The 15,943-nt window shown below is 43.8% G+C and carries 24 protein-coding genes; 18 read left to right on the plus strand and 6 right to left on the minus strand.

All coding sequences use genetic code 11. From position 1 onward, the window contains the following. Positions 1-17: 17 nt before the first annotated feature. Positions 18-527, plus strand: a complete 510-nt coding sequence (locus HWY45_RS04630; RefSeq protein ID WP_150998477.1) for a hypothetical protein — start codon at positions 18-20, stop codon at positions 525-527. Between the two features lie 33 nt (positions 528-560). After that, a complete protein-coding gene (locus HWY45_RS04635) occupies positions 561-1,304 on the plus strand; it encodes a hypothetical protein (protein ID WP_150998474.1) in 744 nt (247 codons plus the stop codon). A gap of 141 nt (positions 1,305-1,445) precedes the next feature. On the opposite strand, the gene HWY45_RS04640 is transcribed toward HWY45_RS04635, so the two are convergent. After that, on the minus strand, positions 1,446-1,604 hold the full coding sequence (locus tag HWY45_RS04640; protein ID WP_170304020.1) for a hypothetical protein: 159 nt from the start codon (positions 1,602-1,604) through the stop codon (positions 1,446-1,448). Between the two features lie 365 nt (positions 1,605-1,969). On the opposite strand from HWY45_RS04640, the gene HWY45_RS04645 reads away from it, so the two are divergent. From HWY45_RS04645 to HWY45_RS04660, 4 genes are all read left to right on the plus strand, one after another. Beyond that, complete coding sequence (locus HWY45_RS04645; protein WP_150998470.1) at positions 1,970-2,389, plus strand: hypothetical protein; 420 nt, start codon at positions 1,970-1,972, stop codon at positions 2,387-2,389. A 14-nt stretch (positions 2,390-2,403) separates the two neighbouring features. After that, on the plus strand, positions 2,404-2,598 hold the full coding sequence (locus tag HWY45_RS04650) for a hypothetical protein (protein WP_150998468.1): 195 nt from the start codon (positions 2,404-2,406) through the stop codon (positions 2,596-2,598). A 133-nt stretch (positions 2,599-2,731) separates the two neighbouring features. After that, positions 2,732-4,630 (plus strand): AAA family ATPase, encoded by a 1,899-nt coding sequence (locus HWY45_RS04655; RefSeq protein WP_150998465.1) that lies wholly within the window; start codon positions 2,732-2,734, stop codon positions 4,628-4,630. A gap of 22 nt (positions 4,631-4,652) precedes the next feature. Continuing rightward, positions 4,653-4,925, plus strand: a complete 273-nt coding sequence (locus tag HWY45_RS04660) for an ankyrin repeat domain-containing protein (RefSeq protein WP_150998462.1) — start codon at positions 4,653-4,655, stop codon at positions 4,923-4,925. 118 nt (positions 4,926-5,043) lie between these two features. Here the strand turns inward: HWY45_RS04660 and HWY45_RS04665 are convergent, their stop codons facing one another. Next, positions 5,044-5,286, minus strand: coding sequence for a helix-turn-helix domain-containing protein (locus tag HWY45_RS04665; protein WP_150998459.1), 243 nt, complete (start codon positions 5,284-5,286; stop codon positions 5,044-5,046). 152 nt (positions 5,287-5,438) lie between these two features. On the opposite strand from HWY45_RS04665, the gene HWY45_RS04670 reads away from it, so the two are divergent. From HWY45_RS04670 to HWY45_RS04720, 12 genes are all read left to right on the plus strand, one after another. Next, the gene (locus HWY45_RS04670; RefSeq protein ID WP_150998456.1) at positions 5,439-6,323 is read left to right on the plus strand and encodes a hypothetical protein; all 885 of its coding nucleotides are present in this window, start codon (positions 5,439-5,441) and stop codon (positions 6,321-6,323) included. 25 nt (positions 6,324-6,348) lie between these two features. Next, positions 6,349-7,494: a hypothetical protein gene (locus HWY45_RS04675; RefSeq protein ID WP_150998453.1), complete on the plus strand. Its 1,146-nt coding sequence runs from the start codon at positions 6,349-6,351 to the stop codon at positions 7,492-7,494. A gap of 253 nt (positions 7,495-7,747) precedes the next feature. After that, complete coding sequence (locus tag HWY45_RS37130) at positions 7,748-7,870, plus strand: hypothetical protein (protein WP_279607659.1); 123 nt, start codon at positions 7,748-7,750, stop codon at positions 7,868-7,870. A gap of 171 nt (positions 7,871-8,041) precedes the next feature. After that, positions 8,042-8,293 carry a hypothetical protein gene (locus HWY45_RS04680; protein ID WP_150998450.1) on the plus strand — a complete coding sequence of 84 codons (252 nt, stop codon included), beginning with the start codon at positions 8,042-8,044 and terminating at the stop codon, positions 8,291-8,293. Between the two features lie 27 nt (positions 8,294-8,320). Continuing rightward, complete coding sequence (locus HWY45_RS04685) at positions 8,321-8,611, plus strand: hypothetical protein (protein ID WP_150998447.1); 291 nt, start codon at positions 8,321-8,323, stop codon at positions 8,609-8,611. Between the two features lie 60 nt (positions 8,612-8,671). Further along, positions 8,672-9,091: a hypothetical protein gene (locus HWY45_RS04690; protein ID WP_150998444.1), complete on the plus strand. Its 420-nt coding sequence runs from the start codon at positions 8,672-8,674 to the stop codon at positions 9,089-9,091. After that, a complete protein-coding gene (locus HWY45_RS04695) occupies positions 9,084-9,473 on the plus strand; it encodes a hypothetical protein (protein WP_150998442.1) in 390 nt (129 codons plus the stop codon). The genes HWY45_RS04690 and HWY45_RS04695 overlap by 8 nt, the downstream gene beginning before the upstream one ends. A gap of 8 nt (positions 9,474-9,481) precedes the next feature. Continuing rightward, positions 9,482-10,780, plus strand: coding sequence for a hypothetical protein (locus HWY45_RS04700; RefSeq protein ID WP_150998439.1), 1,299 nt, complete (start codon positions 9,482-9,484; stop codon positions 10,778-10,780). A gap of 33 nt (positions 10,781-10,813) precedes the next feature. After that, positions 10,814-11,983: a hypothetical protein gene (locus tag HWY45_RS04705; RefSeq protein WP_150998436.1), complete on the plus strand. Its 1,170-nt coding sequence runs from the start codon at positions 10,814-10,816 to the stop codon at positions 11,981-11,983. Positions 11,984-12,148: 165 nt separating this feature from the next. Beyond that, positions 12,149-12,295, plus strand: a complete 147-nt coding sequence (locus tag HWY45_RS04710) for a hypothetical protein (RefSeq protein ID WP_170304015.1) — start codon at positions 12,149-12,151, stop codon at positions 12,293-12,295. Between the two features lie 15 nt (positions 12,296-12,310). After that, on the plus strand, positions 12,311-12,583 hold the full coding sequence (locus HWY45_RS04715) for a type II toxin-antitoxin system Phd/YefM family antitoxin (protein ID WP_064804253.1): 273 nt from the start codon (positions 12,311-12,313) through the stop codon (positions 12,581-12,583). Continuing rightward, the gene (locus HWY45_RS04720; RefSeq protein ID WP_150998433.1) at positions 12,580-12,909 is read left to right on the plus strand and encodes a type II toxin-antitoxin system RelE/ParE family toxin; all 330 of its coding nucleotides are present in this window, start codon (positions 12,580-12,582) and stop codon (positions 12,907-12,909) included. Before HWY45_RS04715 ends, HWY45_RS04720 begins: the two co-directional genes overlap by 4 nt. A gap of 114 nt (positions 12,910-13,023) precedes the next feature. On the opposite strand, the gene HWY45_RS04725 is transcribed toward HWY45_RS04720, so the two are convergent. From HWY45_RS04725 to HWY45_RS04740, 4 genes are read right to left on the minus strand one after another with little or no spacing between them, the layout of a single operon-like run. Next, a complete protein-coding gene (locus HWY45_RS04725) occupies positions 13,024-13,674 on the minus strand; it encodes a hypothetical protein (RefSeq protein WP_150998431.1) in 651 nt (216 codons plus the stop codon). Beyond that, entirely contained in the window at positions 13,667-14,356 is a 690-nt protein-coding gene (locus HWY45_RS04730; RefSeq protein WP_150998428.1) for a hypothetical protein, read from the minus strand. The genes HWY45_RS04725 and HWY45_RS04730 overlap by 8 nt, the downstream gene beginning before the upstream one ends. A gap of 7 nt (positions 14,357-14,363) precedes the next feature. Continuing rightward, entirely contained in the window at positions 14,364-15,266 is a 903-nt protein-coding gene (locus HWY45_RS04735) for a glycine zipper family protein (protein WP_150998425.1), read from the minus strand. Then, positions 15,263-15,814, minus strand: a complete 552-nt coding sequence (locus HWY45_RS04740) for a PAAR domain-containing protein (protein WP_150998422.1) — start codon at positions 15,812-15,814, stop codon at positions 15,263-15,265. Before HWY45_RS04740 ends, HWY45_RS04735 begins: the two co-directional genes overlap by 4 nt. Between the last annotated feature and the right edge of the window lie 129 nt (positions 15,815-15,943).

Raw genomic sequence — 15,943 nt, forward strand, 5'->3', positions numbered from 1 at the left:
ACAACAAGGAGAATGAAATGAGCAATACAAATTATGAGTATTTAGTAAGTCGTAATGCTGATATGGCAAATGATGGCAGTCATGATGACTACGAATATATAAATACAGAGAAGTATTACTTGGATGCCGCTGGAACTGGTGATTTAAAAATGGTAGAGCGATTACATGACGAGGTAAGCCCTCATATACCAGAGCCATACATCAATGGAAAAGGTGAATGGGCAAAAGATAACCCAAAATATCAATCCAAAGAAGAAATACAAGATGCTGCTTTATTGGAAGCCGCAAACAACGGTCATTTAAAAGTTGCTCAATTTCTTGTTGATAAGGGCATTAAACCTGAAATCGCATTGAATAGCACCAACGATGAAGTAAAGCAATGGGCTAATAGCCATGTCATGAACAATAAGCTAACCAATGAACTCAAAGAGAAGGATAGCTATGAAGAGATGATGAGAAAGCTTGGAGTTGAGCACAAGGCTAAGCAAGAGCAGACAATCACACGAGCTGGCAGAACCAAGATGTAAATAACTACAAAAACAAAAAATCTAAGAGGCAACATGAACACAGAACTTGAAGAACGAATCAACCAAAACTTGAGATCTATAGTTCCAGAAGAACATAGAGAGCTATACATGACAGATCTTGCTTGGGGTTCTCTCACTCCCTATCAAAGAGAGGTTGATTCCCATGTTCACTTTAACGGCAAGAAATGGGTTTATGATGGATTGAATCCACCCCCATACGATCTCAAAAACGGTTTTGTATACAACAAGATAACTGAACAACCATTTGCCCAAATAAGAGATAGCCTTTACTGGACTTGCTTGTTGGACGAAAAAGCACCAGAGCTTATTGAGCATGTAAAAGCCAAATATGGCTCACCAACTCCAGATCAGCATTACGACATACTAGCAACTCATACAAGTGCAAGATTTGCACATATGAAAGTTGCCCATTCACATGAACAAATACCAGCTCATTTGCGTTCTTCAGAAGTGGCTTATATTGAAGGCATTCCTCATGGACACCTCACACAAAAAGAAGTGAATCAAAAGCACGAGGCACTTATCAAACAGGCTATTGAGACATTCAAGATTACCGAAGAGACCTATCTTGCAAGCAAGGGGGATAGAGACGAGCTCAACCTATCAGATGAGAACAGAGGGCTTTTGAGACGAAACAACCTAGAGACCAAACTTAAAGAGAAGGACAGCTACGAAGAGATGATGAGAAAGCTTGGAGTTGAACACAAGGCCAAGCAAGAGCAGTCAATCACAAGAGCTGGAAAGCAGAAGATATGACCTCACAAACACCATAAGCCCCACTTGGGGCTTTTTCTTTGTCGTCCACACATCTCGAGAAGGCATTCGCCTCATTGCGAGTCAGGCTCGCTCAGCCAGGTCTCCCATGCCTAACGGCACCTACTCCACCAGGCACAGCAATCAGCTCAGCTTTTCTTCCTCAAGTCGAGCTTGCATTTCACGCACATTCTCATCAACTTCACTGACATCCACATCACTATAAAAAAAGTGGTGGACCTTCCCGTCTTTTACAACCCAGAAATGTAGTTCTTTTTCTCTTGCAAGATATTGGTATTTCATATTGACTCCTTTTGTCTCGTTCACAAATACCATAAAACAAGGACAAGTCAAATATTTAATACATCGTCAATCTATTTTCATTATCCTTGTTGACAAATTCTTTTTATTTGTTAAATTAAATACATAACAACCGGAGTTTAATTATGTTTCCAAAGAACGATAGATTACTTGATAAACAAATAGAGAAGAGAGAACCACAACAAGAGCGAGTCAAGAAGCACTACACCAAAGAGCAGTTCGCAGAGTTTGCCAAAAAATTCTGGGAGGATTTGAAGAAGCCACAGAATTTCCAAGGATAAGTTTTTCCATACCCCAAACAATCAAGCTCGCTCAATGCGGGCTTTGGGGGTACAAGGAGAACTTACATGAACTTAAACGATAGATTGAGAGGCAACCAAAAACACTACTTCATACTTGAGCTTTGTACAGAGCAAGAATTGAACAAGCTCGCCACTCATTATGATCCCAGCCTTGTCATGCTACCAACTGACAACTTGCCTCAATCTCACAAAGAGGCAATGTCCGATATCAAGCGAATACGAGAAGAAGAAAGTCTTGATATGTACTTTAATGTCGGCAATCACACAGCCAAGCACGAGCAGATCAAGATTGAATTCTTGAAGAACGGCAAGCCCGTTTTCTCTGGTGTCTTTGATGATCCCCTACAGATGATCGATTCAGCTCACAAGGGCATTCAATCCGCTCAATCCTCATTGCGATACGAGAAGATGATGGTCTCCCTTGCTAAACAACCAAAGCCAGTATCAAAAGGCATGAAGATTTAACAAGGGGAATAATCATGGAGACAGACAGAGAGCTTGATTACAACGAATATCTTGAATATGTGAAGAAGTACAAGAACCCACAAACAGCAGCATTCAAGTATTTTGCTACCGTCCACTGCAAGAAGCTCAACAGCATTTTGCTTGCTAGGAAGCTATCTACCGATCTTCGTGAGAAGGACGATTCAAAAGAAGGTAAAACAAAAATCTAAGAGCCGAAAGGCTCTTTTTTATTGCCCATCCACTTATCTTCATTAAAGCGCTTTATCAATCATTTGCCTCATTCATATTGACAAATTCCTTTTATTTGTTAAATTGAAGATATAACAAAAACAAGGAGACATCATGATTGAAGACACAACCAATGAAATAGAACAACAATTAGTTGACTTATCCACTTATCTACGGCTTGCTATCAGAAAAGGATCGGCAAGCATCATCAGATCCCACCTTGAACCAGATCACAACAAGCACGCCGTTCTATGTAAGGCAGCAGAATACGGTCATTTGAATATCGTAAAGCTTCTTGTTGAAGAGTTTGACGCCAATATCCGTGCTTATGGCGATTATGTTCTTGAAATCAGCATGATGAACGACCATGCAGATATTTATGGGTATTTCAATGAAATAGTTGGCAAGGAAGAGCAAGGGAACCAAGTCAATCCAGGTGACGAGCGTACTTTTGACTTTGACGAGGAAGATGAAGTACAAGAACTTCTTGAGCTTCTTGATGAGGAAGAGGAAGAAGAGGAAATCCAGCCTGAAGAGAAACAACAAGTTGATATTGACTGGAAGCGAGCACTATTGGATGCAATCCAAATCAACAGACATCCATTAGATGATTTAGCGGACGATTCCAATGAGCTTGAGAAATCGTTTGCAACACTTGAAAAGATTGTTGAGATTTATCCAGAGGATGATGGCCTTTTCTATGTACAGTCCTACATGAAGATTTTTGAGCCATTGACTCCCGACATGACAACAGAAGATGCCGAGGGAATTTGCGGTTTCTTCAAGACAAGACGAGATGCCCCACAGTTTGTCAGATCCCGCCTTAAACGATATTTGCAATCCATTGAACACAAAGATAACTATCCAATTATGGAGGAAAAGAGCAAGACTCTTCACTCCATCAATCTATCAAGACTTCAACAGTTCAAATCTGACCATCCAGAATATTACAAATTAGCTGAGGAAATCATCTACTCTCACTATGAAAGAGAGCTTAATGGTGAAACCGTTCTTTATTTAGCAAGAGATGGGAAGCAACCAGACAACCCAAACAATGACATGGTGACTTGGTATGATGAAGCTTCATTAAGAAGACATCATAGAAATCTAGAAAGAGGACCACATGTTCCATATATCGCCAAAATCTTACGAGCACCTTCTCAAAAGCCAAAAATCACCATCAAAGACGAGGCAATATTTGATGAGCTTCAAGAGAGCTTTCCCAATTTCAAAGAAGTCATTCGTTTCTACAAAGCTCAGTTTAGATTGCTTGAAGAGACGAACAAGTACCGTGTCGGACCCATTCTATTGCTTGGCTTACCAGGTATCGGCAAATCTCTATTTGTCAAAAGACTTGCTGAGGCACTTAAGACCAACATGACCTATGTTGACATCTCATCTGCCACGACTGGACGGTTATTAAGTGGGGCAAGTTCCACATGGAGCGATGCTAAGCAAGGCAAGATCGTTGAGGCTATGCTTGATAGCTCCACCGTCAATCCTATCGTTGTATTAGATGAACTTGAAAAACCTGTCAGAGAAGATATTGATCCCAAAGCCCCTCTCTACCAGCTACTTGAAGAGAACACAGCTAAGGTTTTTTCTGACGAGTTCATAGACCACCCAATCGATTGCTCAGGTGTTATCTACATTGCTTGCGCCAACGACCTTGAAGGCATTCCAGGACCATTATTAACCCGCTTTAAGATCTTTGATATTCCTAGCCCAACTAGAGAAGAAAGATCCTCGATTTGCAATAAGATCTACCAGGAAGCAACTGGAAACTCAACCTTATTCAATCCACACTTGAGCGACGATTTGACTGATAGGCTTATCGGCAAGTCTTTGAGAGAGGCAAAACACTACATCAATGATGCCGTTGCCAATGCGCTTCTTGAATACACAAAGGACGAGCTCAAGGAGATGAAACTTAACGGGGATGTGATCAAGGTTGAACCAAGACACATGAACCTACCAGTTTCACAAGAGAACAAGAAGAAATTTGGATTCTAAATAACTATAAAGGAGAAATGATATGGACTGGAACCGATTTTTATTGATTGCCGCAAACAATGGAAACTTAGCAATGGTGGATGAAGCTATTTTGCGGGGAGCTGATATTCACACTCATGATGATGGTCCATTAGGGGTTGCTTGCCACAAAGGACACTTTGAAGTTGTCGTATATCTAGTCGAGAATGGAGCCAACGTACATGCTGATAATTATGATGCTTTAATGGCAGCTTATTATGCTGGACATTTCAGAATAGTGAACTATCTTATTAAGCAAGGAATAACGATTCATTGATTCATTGATGCATAAACAAAAAAAGACCCGCTAGGGGTCTTTCTTCATGCCGTAAGAATGTTAATCACACAGATTGACTCAGCACGGAGCTAAATGCTCTATGTTGTTGACGATAACCCTAGCTGTTGTCGTCAAGATGCTTGAAAAACTCTGACGGCTTCATTTGAAGCGCAACAATAATTTTGAGGATGTTGATGAGGGCTAGATTGTGTTCCCCTCTTTCAATACCCCCCATGTAGCTGCGATCAATACCACAGAGATCTCCGAAGGTTTCTTGCGAGTAGCCACGTTCTTTTCGAAGACGGCGAACAGTGGCACCGAACGACACGAGAGCTGGGTTTTTTCCATTGCCTTGAACCATGCACCCATACTGGCCCGTTGATGCACATAGCACCACGGGATATGATTAGCATTGCGGGATATGGTTCCCATTTTGGGTCCACCCAATCCCACATTAGCGCGACCTGGCACGAACTCAAGCCAGGTTGACCATCCCTTGCATTTGGAGACCCAATGGCACCCTCAAAGCTCTTCGCAACCGTGGCCGCTGCACTGTCGCTCACGGTTTGCACCTCAGCCCTTGCCGACAGCACCGGCATTGCCCGCCGTTCCTCAGAAGGCCGAGTCTACGAGACCACCTTCGATATGACTTCCCAATTTAAAGATGGGGACGCCACCTACAACACATGGCGAGACTTTTACTGGTCTAAAGCCAAGAAGGATTACCAAGGACTAGCAGAAGATTTTTCTGTTGAATACAACAAAGATTCAAACGCTTTCGGCAAGCAAGACCTTCTCAAAACACTCACACCGAAACTTGATGCCTCATACAACGCCGCACAACGCATCAAGAATGTATCAATCAAGACGCCTTTTATTGCCAGTGTAAAAGGCTATCAACCGGGTAAAGGTTTTGCCGTCTATGCCTCAGTGAACAAAACAAACTTCATCGACAAATACCGCAATCTTGGATACGGCAGCGGTCGATATTATCTTGTCTTGCTCAATCCAAGCTTCAAGACAAGCGGCTTCAATCAAGCCACCGATTACTTCTTCAATCCAGACGAGCAAACAGCACGCAAGCTTGAAGGCTATCTATCGGCTCATCGAAAAAATGCCAATGATCTTGTTCTTATGAATATCCAAGTCAACGGCTATGTTCTCTACACGGAATCGCAAGGCAATGATCGATACACCGTGATAGCTCCCGACTCCATTACCTTGCTTGGCAAGAACCGAGAACCCATTGTCACCATTGAAAGCAAGTACATGGATAAGACCGTTCTCATTCAGAACGACATGGATGGTGATCCGACGATTCGGGAACTTTTCAAGAAAATCAAGAAAGCTTTCGGAGTCAAAGATGCTCCTAAAACCGGCGGCGTTTACTTGAGTTAAACAATCAATCAACAAGGGGAAATAAATGAAAAAAACAGCACTGACCACGGCTACCATTCTGACTATGGTTCTTGCGGGTTGTGGTGGAGGTGGAGGCAGCGATAACAACTCGCAGACCGGCACCCAACCCTCACAACCTCAAATCAGCACCACCCAAGCGAATTCTCAAGCCACTGCCTCAGCTCTTGGGGCGACCACTATCAGTACAGACGACAGCAAGGAGGTCTTCGATCTGGCGGCCGATATCGGAGATACATGGCGACTGACGGTAGACACCAAGAACGGCAACTATCAAGTAGTGCCCAACAACTCTCAATATGGAGTTGCCACCGAATCGGGAACACTGACCCGCACGGTTTTGGGCAATTTCGTCAACTACACCCTTGCTGGGAAAATCAGCCTCTATCAAGACCTTCAAACAAAAACGATATCGGGGACTATGACCGTTGGAAGCAAATCAGCTTCCGTTGCTGGGTCTCCCTATCAAGTCAGCACAATGACCGCTCTCGCTGGCACCTATGACTTCCTTGGCACCACACGAGACCCGCAAGGAGGCACCCCAGCAACATTCCTTGGTGGACAGCTCCAAATCAACAGCGATGGAGCAACGGGAACCTACTGCCTTGCTGGCACGGTTTCCAGCTCGGGATGCAATCAGATTGACCCAGCCAAGCCCACCGAGAAGCACAGCCTCACACTGAGCAAGGACACGAGCAGCGGCATCATTACCATGAAGCTTGACGGCGCCGTTTTCGGCAATGTCTTCGTGCAAGCTGGTGATCGAGGTCCCGTGCTGGTTGTCGACCACTATGCAACCGTTGCCCCTCTGACAGTTGGCAACCTCTATGCCGTGAAAGCTCAACCACTTCAAGGCAACGAGTTTGACGGCTCTTGGCTTTGCTCTTATTTCGGCAACCTTGTAGGCACCCTCAAGAACAGCGGAACCACCATCAACGTCACCCAAGGCACTTCTTCTTGGCAAGAAACACTCACCCTGAATCAAGTCAATGGTGCAAGTGCAATGTATGGCTTTACGGGCATGGCAACCTCAACCAAGAACGGCGAAAACCAAATCACTAGCGGAGTTCTTGTGTTGCCTCTTTCGGCAAGTTTGGCAGTGATCGAGAACGACGGACAACATGCCATTTCGGTTTGCACCCGCATGAACTGATTCACTACAACGCCCATAAAAGCCCCTTAAAGGGGCTTTTTTATTGTCTGGACGAGTCGCCCTTCATCTTCAAGAAGCATACGCTTCATTGCGGTCAAGCCGCTGTCAAAGTCTTCCACCCTACGGGCTTTCTCATTTAAGAAGCTCAACCCACTTGAGCCATCATCCTACCGTTTATCTTAAAGTTAGCCATCTAAGTTGACATATTCCTTTTGTTTGTTAAATTAGGTATATAACAACAAGGATATATATTATGAACACAAACAAAGAAATTATCGCAGAAGGAATGTCATTAAAAGAGAAAGTTATATTGGCTTTATATTTCAGCCCAGCCGTATATGGCATCGTCGGTTTGGCATTAGGCTGGTTTAACTAAAAACAGACCAAACAACAAGGCTCCCGAGTGGAGCTTTTTTGTTGCCCGACAGCCCCAGCCTTCTATCTTGAAGTTTACCGCTTATCTTAAAGTTACCTCAAAATCATCCATAAAGTTGACAAGTTCTTTTTATTTGTTAAATTAAAAATATAACCAACAAGGATATTTAACATGACTACAAAAACAGAAATAAAAGAAGCCTTAATCACATTAGCCAAAGTATGGGGAATAAAAAACCACTCCATCGAATCAGCGGACAACACTTTCACCTTGATCGACAAGGCAAGTGGAACAGTGGCTAAAAAATATATTGGCAACAAAGATGAAGTCTACGAAGCAATCAATGATGACATCCATGAGATTGTTTGGACCGACCAATTTGAAGACTATAACCCAGCTCTTGATGCAGTAAAAGAATACTAAGCAACCGACAACACAAGGAGACTAAAAATGACAACTATCACGATCATCAACAACTTAGATAAGCATGTTTTCAACTCACATAAACGCACAACCGTTCACTTCAATGTTTGGAAAGAAGATGGAAGTGTCTTATATAAAAATGCCAGCTTCTTCGGGCATCTATCAAAAGCAACATGCCACAAAATCATCTCAACTCACTATCTTTCAGACGAAGAGTATTTTGAAGAGTACAAGGAAACTCGCAAATCTGGGATCTCTTGGGCTTATGAGAAGTTTGGAGATGAATACGGCTATTTTGTTGGGGACTTTGAAGAATAAGAACAACCAAGACTAGCCCCAATCAAGGGGCTCTACAACAACACACAACAAGGAGGAAACATGAAAAACAAACAAAATCAAATAAACACGGGCGCTGAGAAGTATCGATTCTCGGAAGAAGAGCTTGCCGCGTTTATCAGTCAATTGAAAAACATGGACACAAGAGCCAAGACCATCAATCAGTTGAAGGAGCTTATTTCTTACCCAAAAACAAAAAGCTCTCTTAATAAGCTACTTCGCAAGCACAAAATTCCTTTCGCTGATAGTCGTTGTGTTGATACCCGTGGTCACATAGCAAGACCAGGCAGCACACATCACAAGCTTCTCAATTTGAAAGTGGACATAAGCAATATGACCCTTGAAGAGCTACACAAGCATATTAACTGTAAAGCAAGTGTTCGCTCGCTGAGAGTCATTTGTCATCGCCACAAGATTCAATACAAGAAACTTAGCAACAACAAAGGACACAATCATGTTTGATTTATTTGAGACAAGCCTAACCCCAGCTCAGAAGAGACGAGCAGCAGCCCAAATTCAGGCTCAACGCGAAGACCAGGCACAAGCTGAGCAGAAACGCCAGAAAGACCTTGAGGAAGTGACATCCACATTTGAGATGCCATTGCTACTCAAGGCGGCCGAGCTCGCTGGATGGAAGCCAACCAACCAGGAGGACGGGATGAGAAAACAAGCTGAGGCAGCAACCCTTTTCTTGATGTCACTTGCTACCGAGAGCAAGCAAAAATCTTGCTTTGAATTTATCACTCAACTCATAGCAATGGATGCCATGAATAGCAGCTACAACCCAGAACCAGAAGAAAAGAAAAGACCTAGTCCTTTCTTCACAAGAAAACTAACAATATAGGAGACACTATGACAAAAGAAGAAAAAAAATCGTTACTAGAAAAAATATTGAGCTTGAACACCTCAGACATGACAGCAAAAGAAATCAAAGAGGCTGTTGGCTATCAAGCAGCACACAATGCCTTAATGATTCTTCTCAACAAAGAAGGTGTTCCATTTAAGCGGGCAAGTTCATCACATAAAATTGCAGCTTCAACCATAAACAAGATACATCAAGCAATCGCTGAGCTTAAGGCACTTGGAACAAAAACGAATACGGCAAACGTTGGCAAGCATTTAGGAATCAGCCGCCAACGCGTTGACCAGGTCTTAAAAGCACATGGTAATTTTTCCATCTTGGACAGCTATCAACAGAGAGAGCAAAGACCGCTTATAGCAGAAGCTTTAAAATCCTTTGATACTGCCAATTTGACGCTTGACGAAGTTTACAATCTGCCAATCGCTGAGCTAAAAAAATTAAATCGCACGGGTTTTGGTCAATTTCTTATAGACAATAAAATTCCTCATTCCTCTACTATAGAAGAGCGACTATCCAGAATCGACACAAGCAAATATACGGCTCAAGAGCTATGCAAAATGATAGACAGAGATTTTAGAGCAACAAGGGACATTCTCTACAGAAACAAGATACCCTTTAAGAGTGGAGTGAGAAATCGAGAGAAAATGGCAGCTCTTCTTGAAAGATTGAGGGAAATTGATAGTACCCAATACACATCACGAGAACTTTACGAGATATTTGGTGGAAAGGAAACATTGACAAATTTTCGCAGAATTCTCTCAGATCATAAAGTTCCATACAAGAAGATTCAAGGGAAGTATGATGGAAAAAGAACGCGCCAAATCTTGCTACAAAAGCTAAGCGAGCTTGAAACTCAAAATTATTCCATTTCGCAATTAGCCACAATGATTGGCACAACCCGTCAAACACTAGCCCCTCTTGTCGCTGAGCATAACATTCCAACCTATAAAGACCGTCGCTCAAAAGATGAGATGGCTCCAATATGGGAAAAGCTTCGTTCAGTTGACACTTCTCAATACACCGCAGAAGAGTTGCTTGCTTTGCTTGATAACAATGTTCGCCTCAGTGTTATGTTGAAACACCTTGCCAAAAACGGGATGAAATACAAGAAGAAACAGCGAATAAGCAAGTTCGACAAGCTATTGAAGGTCGATACAAGTCAATACACAGTTCAAGAGTTACAGAGCATGGCTGGCGAAGACTCAAATCAATTGCGCAAATATTTAGCAAAGCACAAACTTTCATATAAGAAGGTTAAAACAGGATCAGGATCTAAGCCAAAAAACTAACAAGCAATCAAACAACAACTACAAGGAGACAGAATGAAGGTACAGCCAACAACAATTTTAAAAGTGAGACAAGCAATCGGAGAACTAAAAGCCAACGGAAGAAAAGCAAGCACAAGCTCAGTTGCCGCGCACCTTGGGCTTTCCGGTCCACGTGTCTACCAAGTATTACATAAAAGAGGTGAACTATCCTCTCTCGACAGCTTTACTAGCAAAAGAGATTTTGAGCGAATAGCGCAAGAATTAAAAACACATCACACTAAGAATTTGATTTTACAGGAAATTAAATGCCTACCCATTGATGGGCTATCCAGATTAAGCAACGTGCAACTGAGCACAATGCTAACCAATTACAAGATACCTCATTCAAGAAATTTGTTAGGAAGAGTCCGTCTGATAGAAAACACTGAACTATACACTCCAAGCGAGTTATTCGGCATGGTTGAGGCGAATATCAAATTTGATTCGTTTAAGCAGCTTTTATATGCAAACAAGATCCCATTCAAAAAGGTCAGAAAAACATACGCAAGAAGGGTAAATAAAACACAAGCCACCCTTAACCACCTTAGGTCCATTGATACAAGGAAAATGAGCATTAAGGACATATGGAGATTGGATGTGATGAAAAACTATCAATCTTACGAGACAGTCCGACAGCTTCTTAGGAGCAACAATATACCTTATGGAAGAAAGCTGGCCTTCGCTGATGAGGTAAAGAATAAATTGAATGATCTCGATACTGCATCAATGACATTCAAAGAAATACATGAGCTTGTTGGCGGCCCTGAAGCGAGACTGAGGATTGTTATTCAATCCAACAAAATACCCTACAGGAAGCTCAAGCGAAAGGAAATTAAATTCAAGTCAAAATACTCTCGCTTATACTCTAAACTCGACAATATTGATACCTCACAATACACCGTTGAAGAGCTGAGACATATGCTTGGATTTTCTGTTCCGGTTTCATCCCTATATGCAAGACTTAAGAGTCGAGGTCAGGCATACAAGAAGAACATGTCTATTGCTGAAAAATTGTCTTCATTAGATACATCGAAACACACAATAAAAGAACTTGGGGAGATAGTGGGCATACATTGTTATCAAACAATGTATTATGCGGTCAGAACAGCGGGCTTTCCATACAAGAGATCGACAAAGTATAGAGACAGAAAGAATGCTATTTTTGAGGGCAGCATTAAATTCTAAAACCCAACCCCGTTGTCTTCATGGGAATGTTTATCGGATTAAATAAAAGCAACCCATTGAGGTTGTTTTTTTGTTGTCTATCTTGTTATTCGCCGTCGATAGATCTGGGCACACGACTAAATTTGGACTATAATTAGTCCTGTAGTCACCAACCAGGACGGCACCATGAACGACACCCCGAAGCTGATTCCCTCTGACACCTGGCAGACCCAAGCCCGAGGCGACAACGACAGCGAGTACCAGATCTACAAGACGAATGCCGAAAGCCTTGGCTGGACGGTCAAGACTTACGAAGAATGGCTCAACAGCTAACGAGGAACGGACGACATGAAACTCTCTGAACAGATCAAGCCCATCTCTTACTTGAAGTCGCACACGGCCGAAATCGTGAAGGACTTCGCAGAGAACCGTAACCCGCTGATCATTACCCAGAACGGGGAAGCCAAGATGGTAGTGATGGACATTGCTACCTACGAAGAGACACAAGAGACTATGGCTCTCTTGAAGCTCTTGGCACTCGGCAACAAGCAGATCGAGGAAGGAAAGTTCGTGACCGCCGAAGCCTTCTTTGCTGAGATGGACAAGGAAGGTGAGGAATGACCCGCCCCGTCTTTGTCCTGAGTGCCGCCAAGGAGGACTATCGGGAGATCCGAGCTTATGTGAGGAAGAACTTCGGCAACTTGGTTTGGCAAGAGGTTGATGCGGAATACAAGAAGGTTCTCAGCCAGCTTGGAGACATGCCCGAGGCTGGCTCTATCCCGCAAGAAATCATGACTCTTGGACTCACCGATTGCCGTCAAAGGCTCGTGCGACAGACCCGAGTGGTGTATCAGATCAAGGACGAAGGCGTCTATGTTCACATGTTCCTAGACACCAACCGAGATTTTCAGACCATGCTTTACAAGCGACTCATGAAGCTGGTTTAACAAAAAGCCCCGCGAGGGGCTTTTTTCATGGGTTCTAGCCTCTCCGGCAGTAAAGTAGACCACCATACCACCGACAACAAAAAAGCCCCATAGAGAGGCTTTTCGTGCGTTTTATCAGTGAAGACTCTTATCATGGTACAGGGTTTCACTACCAACAATCCACGACTCTTTAACTGAATCGTAGGCGCCCCACAAATCTTTGCCCGTTTCTGTCCTACCTACATTAATTTTGGCGATTGCTTCTTTTGCCACTCGTGATGCTTCGGCTTCGCTCATGTCGTCCACAAGAGCAAGGCTTTTATCAAACTCACTTGACCCGATAGAAGCCCATTCCTCATTCATGAAGTCAAATGCCCATTGATTGAATGAGAAGGTGATTTTCTTTTCCTTTTTTGGAATATCAAAAGGCAACGGAACATAGCGAACACGAGGCGCACCCGTGGCAACGAGCATGGAATTCTCGTCAGCCATAGAGAAACCAAAAGCTAACTGACAATAAAGCTTGCCATCAATGCCGTGAGCATGTTCCAGCAAGTCAAAATCGGATAATGAAATGATTTTCCAATTGGCAGAATCATCCTTGCTATGATACTTGTTTCTCATGTGAGCATAGACTTCAGCATGAACACGAGACACAAACAAGACTGGTCCCTGTATCTTAGGTTCATGTGAACCAGTCCAAGCAGGCTCAACAAACACTCCCGATTTGTAGAACCGTTTTCTCACAACAAGCCAAAGCGACAGTGGGGAAATATATTCAGTCATCTTCCATTCCAGATTGCTTCAAATACAAAAACTTTGACTTCGGATCTGCGAACCGTATTTTGAATACCCAGCTATCCCAATCCTCATCTGAAATGTAAGACTTCGTTTTTTCCCGCCAATCCTCAATGAACTTGTCTTGCTCTTCCAGACTTAGGCTCACCCAATATGGCGACCACACATAGACAGACCAATGCTCTTCATTTCCTTGATTGTATGGATAAGGCCCAAGGTCATACCAAACAACCCAAGGTGGAGGCGGACCATACTTTGCTTTAGCCAGCGACTTGATAAGCTCAATGTCATTGGTGAGAAGACGGATATTCCTTCCACCAAACTCATCATCATGAGCAACAAGGGTATGCCTACCGCCTTGCTCGTAATGATTACGGGAAATTTCCTTTTTCCCCGCCTTGATTAAATTCAAGCACAGCGGGAAGGAGTTAATCTCCACATTTACAGTAACGAGGAAAGCTTCAATCCCAAGGCTTCCCAAGTTCTCAGTTCTTGGATAGTCAGAATTGAAATCTTCCATTGGATTTGAAAACATGCCCTTCAGCATTTCCAGAGGAACACCAAAAACATGCTGAAGAGCATTGAGGCGACCAGTCTCAACTTTCTTCGACAAGACCTTTTCTTGCCTTTTTATCGAGAATTCTTCAATAGCACGAGACAGGGAGAACATAGCTTCCTCAATTATTCGGAATCTGGTCAGCAACGGCACTGCCGCCCATGTAACCAATGGCACCGAACACTATGCCACCAATCAGACCCGTAATGATCGTGCCTGGTCCCGTTTCGATACCCACGAGAGCGCCGGCCGCAGCTCCCATCTTCGCACCAGCCACGGCACCACCCCAGCCGCCGATCTGCCTCACAACCTCTTTCTCAATGGGGCGAACGCTCTTAGTCTTGAATGACTGGTCAGTGGCAACACCAAGATCGTAAGCCGTGAAGCCTATGCCAATCACTTGCACCACCCGAGCATATTTCACAATGCCAAGAGACACCTTCAAGCCTGTTTGACTGAAGACACCAGAAGGAGGTACACGAGGACGAGGCTGAACAAGAATCTCCTTGTCAATATTCAGAACCTTTTGCTTGATATGCTCAGCCTCCCGCCTTCCCTTGGAATTCAAGTTGACCTTGTATTCATCAATAGCACGAGCAATTTCTTCAGTGGTAACGAGCTTCGCACCAGCTCTCTTTGCCTTGGCGATATCAACATAAACCGTCTTGCCATTCATGCGAAGTGTGCCATCAGGATAAGTGCCGCTTGTGGATGCATAAGAGGTTATCTTCTCAAACTCCAATACATGCTCAGCAACGCTTACTTTTGACTCAGGACCACCCCTAGACCACAAGCCATACTCTTCAGGATAGACCTCACGAAGATTGCCTATTGGCGACAGGTTCAGCTTGAGCAGATAGGGATCTTCAATAGAGCTATAAACACGGCGAACAAGAAAGCCGTCTTTTCCAGGTTCATCAACAACGACAAAAATGAACATGCGAGCGGGCATGAGATGCCCAAGCACATCATATTGAGAACCCTTCTTGTCGTTCGTCGGAGTGTTGTAGGTAAAAGTGCTCATGCGTTCCACCGCTCCACAGCTTTGTAGCCGATAGCAATATCCAAGTTCTCAACATTGGCCGTATAGACCCGAGGGCAATAACCTTCGGAATCCGTAACACCCTTGTGAACGGCACCGCTCTTCGTCTTGATATGGAATGGAACACCAGACAGAGGGCGACCAGCACCGTCGAGAACTCTCACCCTTTCGTCAAAGTCGCCAACCGGCTCCTTCCTCAACGGAGTGCCATTGGAGGCAAAGCCCATGTCCGCCAGGTGATGAGATTCAAAGCTCTGAAACATGGTGTTTTGCGAGGCGATCATGACGGGAGGCGGATAGCACTTACAAACACACAGATCGCCCTCTAGAGCCGATTCCTTGCCCATCATGCTGTCAGGCCACCGTGGGCCCTTTGGGACGATTCGGCCCGTGCTTCCGCAAGCTGGACACACCACCTGAGCTCCAATGAAGGTCAGCTCAGTTCCATGATGGGTGCAAGACGGTATCCCCTCTATCACCGTCCCACCAGCCGAAGACTTGTCGCCAACCTTGAGATAGTTCCGGTGCATATCACCCTACAGTCAGAATGGAGAATTCCAACACTTACCACAGGGATGGCACCGGAGCAAGAATTGTTATGACAAATGAGAGACTTCTTAACAATCTGGGCTGACCCAATAAAAAAGCCCTCACGTGGA

This window comes from Burkholderia stagnalis (genome assembly GCF_902830275.1).
GTDB classification, from domain to species: Bacteria; Pseudomonadota; Gammaproteobacteria; order Burkholderiales; family Burkholderiaceae; genus Burkholderia; species Burkholderia stagnalis.

Coding starts and splice junctions, on each gene's coding strand:
- HWY45_RS04665 (WP_150998459.1), bottom strand. CDS start 5,286: ATGGTTCAAGGCAATGGAAAAAACCCAGCTCTCGTGTCGTTCGGTGCC.
- HWY45_RS04735 (WP_150998425.1), bottom strand. CDS start 15,266: ATGAGCACTTTTACCTACAACACTCCGACGAACGACAAGAAGGGTTCT.
- HWY45_RS04710 (WP_170304015.1), top strand. CDS start 12,149: ATGAACGACACCCCGAAGCTGATTCCCTCTGACACCTGGCAGACCCAA.
- HWY45_RS04700 (WP_150998439.1), top strand. CDS start 9,482: ATGACAAAAGAAGAAAAAAAATCGTTACTAGAAAAAATATTGAGCTTG.
- HWY45_RS04640 (WP_170304020.1), bottom strand. CDS start 1,604: ATGAAATACCAATATCTTGCAAGAGAAAAAGAACTACATTTCTGGGTT.
- HWY45_RS04695 (WP_150998442.1), top strand. CDS start 9,084: ATGTTTGATTTATTTGAGACAAGCCTAACCCCAGCTCAGAAGAGACGA.
- HWY45_RS04650 (WP_150998468.1), top strand. CDS start 2,404: ATGGAGACAGACAGAGAGCTTGATTACAACGAATATCTTGAATATGTG.
- HWY45_RS04635 (WP_150998474.1), top strand. CDS start 561: ATGAACACAGAACTTGAAGAACGAATCAACCAAAACTTGAGATCTATA.
- HWY45_RS04725 (WP_150998431.1), bottom strand. CDS start 13,674: ATGACTGAATATATTTCCCCACTGTCGCTTTGGCTTGTTGTGAGAAAA.
- HWY45_RS04740 (WP_150998422.1), bottom strand. CDS start 15,814: ATGCACCGGAACTATCTCAAGGTTGGCGACAAGTCTTCGGCTGGTGGG.
- HWY45_RS04630 (WP_150998477.1), top strand. CDS start 18: ATGAGCAATACAAATTATGAGTATTTAGTAAGTCGTAATGCTGATATG.
- HWY45_RS04675 (WP_150998453.1), top strand. CDS start 6,349: ATGAAAAAAACAGCACTGACCACGGCTACCATTCTGACTATGGTTCTT.
- HWY45_RS04685 (WP_150998447.1), top strand. CDS start 8,321: ATGACAACTATCACGATCATCAACAACTTAGATAAGCATGTTTTCAAC.
- HWY45_RS04680 (WP_150998450.1), top strand. CDS start 8,042: ATGACTACAAAAACAGAAATAAAAGAAGCCTTAATCACATTAGCCAAA.
- HWY45_RS04705 (WP_150998436.1), top strand. CDS start 10,814: ATGAAGGTACAGCCAACAACAATTTTAAAAGTGAGACAAGCAATCGGA.
- HWY45_RS04645 (WP_150998470.1), top strand. CDS start 1,970: ATGAACTTAAACGATAGATTGAGAGGCAACCAAAAACACTACTTCATA.
- HWY45_RS04655 (WP_150998465.1), top strand. CDS start 2,732: ATGATTGAAGACACAACCAATGAAATAGAACAACAATTAGTTGACTTA.
- HWY45_RS04670 (WP_150998456.1), top strand. CDS start 5,439: ATGGCACCCTCAAAGCTCTTCGCAACCGTGGCCGCTGCACTGTCGCTC.
- HWY45_RS04660 (WP_150998462.1), top strand. CDS start 4,653: ATGGACTGGAACCGATTTTTATTGATTGCCGCAAACAATGGAAACTTA.
- HWY45_RS04730 (WP_150998428.1), bottom strand. CDS start 14,356: ATGTTCTCCCTGTCTCGTGCTATTGAAGAATTCTCGATAAAAAGGCAA.
- HWY45_RS04720 (WP_150998433.1), top strand. CDS start 12,580: ATGACCCGCCCCGTCTTTGTCCTGAGTGCCGCCAAGGAGGACTATCGG.
- HWY45_RS04715 (WP_064804253.1), top strand. CDS start 12,311: ATGAAACTCTCTGAACAGATCAAGCCCATCTCTTACTTGAAGTCGCAC.
- HWY45_RS37130 (WP_279607659.1), top strand. CDS start 7,748: ATGAACACAAACAAAGAAATTATCGCAGAAGGAATGTCATTAAAAGAG.
- HWY45_RS04690 (WP_150998444.1), top strand. CDS start 8,672: ATGAAAAACAAACAAAATCAAATAAACACGGGCGCTGAGAAGTATCGA.